General features: G+C 68.6%; 6 protein-coding genes (1 of these 6 cut by a window edge). 4 read left to right on the forward strand and 2 right to left on the reverse strand.

Annotation, left to right across the window (positions count from 1 at the left end):
* The 4 genes from KME75_RS32545 to thiC all read left to right on the forward strand — a co-directional run.
* Positions 1-94: the 3' end of an MFS transporter gene (locus KME75_RS32545; RefSeq protein ID WP_219418778.1), read on the forward strand. Its footprint begins 758 nt before the window's first position; the window shows 94 of its 852 coding nt (coding positions 759-852); its start codon lies off the left edge, out of view; its stop codon occupies positions 92-94.
* A 5-nt stretch (positions 95-99) separates the two neighbouring features.
* A complete protein-coding gene (locus KME75_RS32550) occupies positions 100-759 on the forward strand; it encodes an MFS transporter (RefSeq protein ID WP_219418779.1) in 660 nt (219 codons plus the stop codon).
* Between the two features lie 487 nt (positions 760-1,246).
* Positions 1,247-1,567 (forward strand): site-specific integrase, encoded by a 321-nt coding sequence (locus KME75_RS32555; protein ID WP_219418780.1) that lies wholly within the window; start codon positions 1,247-1,249, stop codon positions 1,565-1,567.
* Positions 1,568-1,708: 141 nt separating this feature from the next.
* On the forward strand, positions 1,709-3,361 hold the full coding sequence (gene thiC / locus KME75_RS32560; RefSeq protein ID WP_219418781.1) for a phosphomethylpyrimidine synthase ThiC: 1,653 nt from the start codon (positions 1,709-1,711) through the stop codon (positions 3,359-3,361).
* A gap of 426 nt (positions 3,362-3,787) precedes the next feature.
* Here thiC and KME75_RS32565 read toward each other — a convergent pair whose 3' ends face one another.
* Positions 3,788-4,192, reverse strand: a complete 405-nt coding sequence (locus KME75_RS32565; RefSeq protein WP_219418782.1) for an ATP-binding protein — start codon at positions 4,190-4,192, stop codon at positions 3,788-3,790.
* A gap of 300 nt (positions 4,193-4,492) precedes the next feature.
* Complete coding sequence (locus KME75_RS32570) at positions 4,493-4,849, reverse strand: hypothetical protein (protein WP_219418783.1); 357 nt, start codon at positions 4,847-4,849, stop codon at positions 4,493-4,495.
* Between the last annotated feature and the right edge of the window lie 281 nt (positions 4,850-5,130).

Here is a 5,130-nt window from a genome sequence, read left to right on the forward strand (position 1 = left end):
CTGGTACAATCGCAGACGTCTCCACTCAACCCTCGGCTACAGGACACCCCAAGAAGTCCTCAAAGAGTGGACAGACGCGCAGGAAGCAGCGTAGCAACGGTGGCGCCAAGGCCGCGGGCCGCGCTGTGGGAACTCCTCCGGGACCATCCCGGGCGGCTCGCTCTGGGCGCCGCCCTGGATCTGGCGGAGGCGTTCGGTTACTACGGGCTGTTCGCGCTGCTCTCGGTGGTCGTGCTGCCGCTGGTCCACATCTCCCAGGCCCAGATCCCGTTCTTCTACATCATCGGCAACCTCGGCGCGCTGGCCGGCGGGCTGGCCATGAGCGTCGTGTTCGACCGGATCGGTCACCGCGTCACCGTCATCGCCACCTACACCTTCGCCGCGATCGGCGTCGGGCTCCTCGCCGCCGCGACCGCCACCGGCAGCGCGACGTTGGTGACCGTGGCGTTCGTCGTCGCAAACGCGTTCGGCACCGCTGCGTGGACCTCGGCCTACCCGACGTTCACCGAACTGTTCCCCACCCACCTGCGCGCCACCGGGGTCGGCACGTCGGTCGCGATCGGCCGGGTCGGGGCCATCGTCGGCACCCTGGTCCTGCCCAGCCTCGCCGCATCTCTGGGAGCGACCGTGTCCTACCTGCTGGTTGTGGCGTTCTGGCTGGCCGGCGCCGCCGCCATGGCCGTGTACGCGCGGGCCGGCGGTGCTGACGCCGCCCGCCGCCCCCTCGAGACCCTCATCCCGCAATCAGCGACACCATGACCGGCCCCACCGCACCCCAGGCCCACATTGCCGCGGCCCTCGGCGCTGATCATGGCGCGGGCTCCGGTTCCGGGCGCGACCAAGACCCGACTGCAGTCCCTGCTCGACCCGACAGGTGCCCGGCTGCAAGCCGCGCTCATCCGCCACGCCGCGACGCTCGGCGGCGCGGCCAGCAGGGCGACTACGGTCCAGCTTTCCTGGACTGGACCTTCTGGTGGTACCTGGCGACGGTCGAGCTCACCGATCGGCTGCTCGCCCGCGGCACCGACGAGCAGACCGCATGAACGCCGCCGCTGGCCCGGACGAACCTCCGGTGATCAATCCCCCGGGGTGGATCTCCTCGCGCTGCGCAACGAGCTGCCGTTCATCGAGGCCGAGGCCGCCTATCTCGACGCGGCCCGGGCACCGAACACGCTGCGCGGCTACCGCAGCGATTGGGCCGAGTTCACCAGCTGGTGGCGAGACCGCGACGACGTCCGACGGGCCGGTGCTGCGCAAGGTCAGCACCGGCAACCGAGCCCTCCACCGCCCCTTGCACCCCGAGTCGATCAACAACCGGGTCCAGGTCGCGGTCGACCGCGCCGCGATCGCCGGCGGCCCCTACTCCGCGCACTCCCTGCGCGCTGGGTTCGTCACGTTCGCCCACCTGCGCGGCGCCTCGGACCGCGCGATCGCCCACCAGACCCGGCACCGCTCATTGGCGAGCATCGGCACCTACGTGCGCGTCCACCACGCCTGGGAGGACAACGCGACACGGCGCAGGGCCGGGCGGCGAGTAGGTGGTGCGCGACTGGGCGGTGGCGGCTAGGGTCGCGGGTGAGAACTTCATAGCCACGGGAGCTCGCACCGTAAGCGGGCTGAGAGGGCGGCTTTCCTCCTTGATCGAGGGGTGGGCGCCGCCGACCGATCGAACCTGTCCGGGTAATGCCGGCGTAGGGAGGAAGCCGCGATGACGGCACTGCAGGACACGTCTGTCTCTCCGACGATCACCACCGGGCCCATTCAGGGCTCGCGCAAGGCCTACATCGAGGGCCCGGACGACATCCGCGTCCCCGTGCGCCGGGTCGAGCTGTCCAACGGCGAGCACTTCGACGTCTACGACACCTCCGGCCCCTATACCGACGAGACCGCTTCGATCGACGTCCGCGCAGGACTGCCGAGGTTGCGCGCGGACTGGATCGCCGGCCGTGAACCGATCGACGGCGCGGTCACCCAGGTCGCGTGCGCCAAGGCCGGGGTCGTTACGCCGGAGATGCGGTTCATTGCGATCCGCGAGGGTGTTGACGTCGAGCTGGTGCGTCACGAGGTGGCGATCGGGCGCGCGGTGATCCCGGCCAACCGCAAGCACCCCGAGTCCGAGCCGATGATCATCGGCAAGAAGTTCCTGGTGAAGATCAACGCCAACATCGGGAACTCCGCGGTGACCTCCTCGATCGAGGAGGAGGTGGACAAGATGGTGTGGGCCATCCGCTGGGGCGCCGACAACGTGATGGACCTGTCCACCGGCCGTGACATCCACGCCACCCGCGAATGGATCATCCGCAACTCCCCGGTACCGATCGGGACGGTGCCGATCTACCAGGCCCTGGAGAAAGTGGGTGGGGACCCGGCGAAGCTGTCCTGGGAGGTCTACCGGGATACCGTGATCGAGCAGTGCGAGCAGGGTGTGGACTATATGACGGTGCACGCCGGGGTGCTGCTGCGCTACGTGCCGCTCACCGCGAAGCGGGTCACCGGGATCGTGTCCCGCGGCGGGTCGATCATGGCGGCGTGGTGTTTGGCGCACCACCGCGAGTCGTTCCTCTACACCCACTTCGCGGAGCTGTGCGACATCCTGCGCAGCTACGACGTCACCTTCTCCCTCGGTGACGGGCTGCGGCCGGGTTCGATCGCCGACGCCAATGACGACGCGCAGCTGTCCGAGCTCAAGACCCTGGGCGAGCTGACTCAGGTCGCCCGGGCCCGTGACGTGCAGGTGATGATCGAAGGGCCGGGCCACATCCCGATGCACAAGATCGCGGAGAACGTGCGGCTGGAAGAGCAGTGGTGCGACGAGGCACCGTTCTACACCCTGGGCCCGCTGGCCACCGATATCGCGCCGGGCTATGACCACATCACCTCCGCGATCGGCGCGGCCACGATCGCGCAGGCAGGCACCGCGATGCTGTGCTACGTCACACCCAAGGAGCACCTGGGCCTGCCCAACCGCGACGACGTCAAGACCGGGGTGATCACCTACAAGATCGCCGCGCATGCTGCGGACCTGGCCAAGGAACACCCACGCGCCCAAGCCCGCGACGACGCGTTGTCCCAGGCGCGGTTCGACTTCCGCTGGGCTGATCAGTTCCGGCTCTCCCTCGACCCGGACACCGCGCAGTCCTTCCACGACGAGACCCTGCCCGCCGAACCGGCCAAGACCGCGCACTTCTGCTCGATGTGCGGGCCGAAGTTCTGCTCCATGAAGATCACGCAGGATGTCCGGGACTACGCCGAGGCACACGGGCTGACCAGCGTCGAGGCCATCGAGGCAGGCATGGACGAGAAAGCCGTGGAGTTCACCGAGCACGGCGCACGCGTCTACCTCCCGATCACCGGCCAGTAGACGAGCTACCGCTCAGCAGCCCGAGGAAGACGTGCGTGGCGCGAACGCCCGGCCCGGTGTGGCTGGAGATCGCTCTCGAGCAGGACGCTGGCCTCGTGGCCGAGGCGCGCGAGTAGGGTCGGCGCCAGCAGCCCAATATTCGGTGGTCGTGCTCGATCCAGTGCGCCGTCCACGTTCAGCGCGATTCCCGTTCGTCGTGACCTCGCTCAGCGGCGCTGGGAGCGGCGGCGCATACCGCATGGCGACCACGTGTACGCCGACCCAGCCGGTCATCCCTTCTGTCTGATCCGGCGCCCGGCCTGGACTCCACCGATCAATGCCGACGGAGTCTTAAGCGAGGGGCACATCGGTTTTCGGGGCCAGGTCCGCAGCCACGAGTGTGGGCAACGGGCTTGCCACGCCTGCTCGGTGCATCGAGCAGGCAGGTCAGGATGATGCAGGCGGGACTGGTGGGGTGAGCAGCACGATCTCGGTGCCGTGCCCACGGGCCGGATCGCCATGGCGAATGATCGCCTCAGCCATCAGCGCGGCCATCATGAGCAGCCCGCGGCCGCGAAATCCCGGGTCGGAGGGCTGGGGCCGCCACCGGCCGCGGTCCCGCACCCAGAACCGAATCTGTCGCCATCGATCGGGAAGAACCTCCACCTCGCCGGCAATTTCGACGACCCCGTCCGCGACCTCGGGTGGATACGCGTGCTCCACGGCGTTGCTGACCGCCTCGTTGACGGCCAGCTCGACGTCGTCGACAGCCTCGGCGGGAAAGCCGAAGTGCTCGAGCCAGCTACGGGTGTGCTCTCGGGCTTGCCCCGGGCTCTCCGCAGCCGCACGCAACGTGAGCCTGCATGACGTCTGGCCCAGGCACGTGCGTTGGCTACCCGGGCGCGGGCTGGTCGACCCGCCTCGCGGCGGTGCGTGATCAGGATCACAGCGTCCATAGGCCCTGCGCGCGGCGGCGGTCCCCTCCCTCGTGGTGCTCGTGGCGGATCAACGAAGTACATACCCGCGCGGCAGGACTCAGGCGGGGGACCACCACCTGAACGTCCACGAGGTCCGGGACAGCCTCCCGAGGCGGACCCGGGGCACCTCACCTAAGGTTGCCAGAGAGGGGTTCGTGATCTGGCCGAAGGGTCGTTAGTCGTCGGAGAGATGCGGGTTAGCCGCGTACCCGCACGTCCACGTTGCTGCACAGCTCGGGCACCGGTACTGCCCATTGAGCCACTCATCGTTGACCGCGGCTGCATGGGGCGCGGGCGTGGGCACGGGGCCGGTGCATTCGCTGCACGCGTCCGCGTAGGGGAGCGCGGCAGCCATCTCGCCCACGACCTCCAGCCATCGTTGCTGGCCGAGATCGATCTCGGCGCGGCCGATTGCGTGGCCCAGCGCATCGAGCGCGCGGCTCGCCGCGGCGTACTCGGGGAGGTGGGCGATGTCGCTGTGATCGAAGGTGTCGACGCCGGTGGGGTTGTCAGCGGTGACGCGCGCAGCCATGCGGGGTGGCCTCCGGGGGGAGCGGGAGCTGTTACTGATCTCTCCTTCCCGCGCGTTGAATCGTTACCACCCCTGTGCTGTTGGCGTTGAACTGGCGGGGTCACTGCAGCGGCCCGTGTCGTTCCAGACGCCTTTGGCCCAATCTGGGCGGCCCTGCATTTTCCGGACAGGTGTTATGGCTCTTGATTACGCTACGAGCTGCTGATTCAGGTATTCGTCGTGGACCTCTTTAGGGGTCCGGTAGCCGAGCGCGGAGTGTAGACGCTTGGTATTGTAGCGGA

Origin of the sequence: Pseudonocardia nigra (assembly GCF_019396355.1) — a bacterium.
GTDB classification, from domain to species: Bacteria; Actinomycetota; Actinomycetes; order Mycobacteriales; family Pseudonocardiaceae; genus Pseudonocardia; species Pseudonocardia nigra.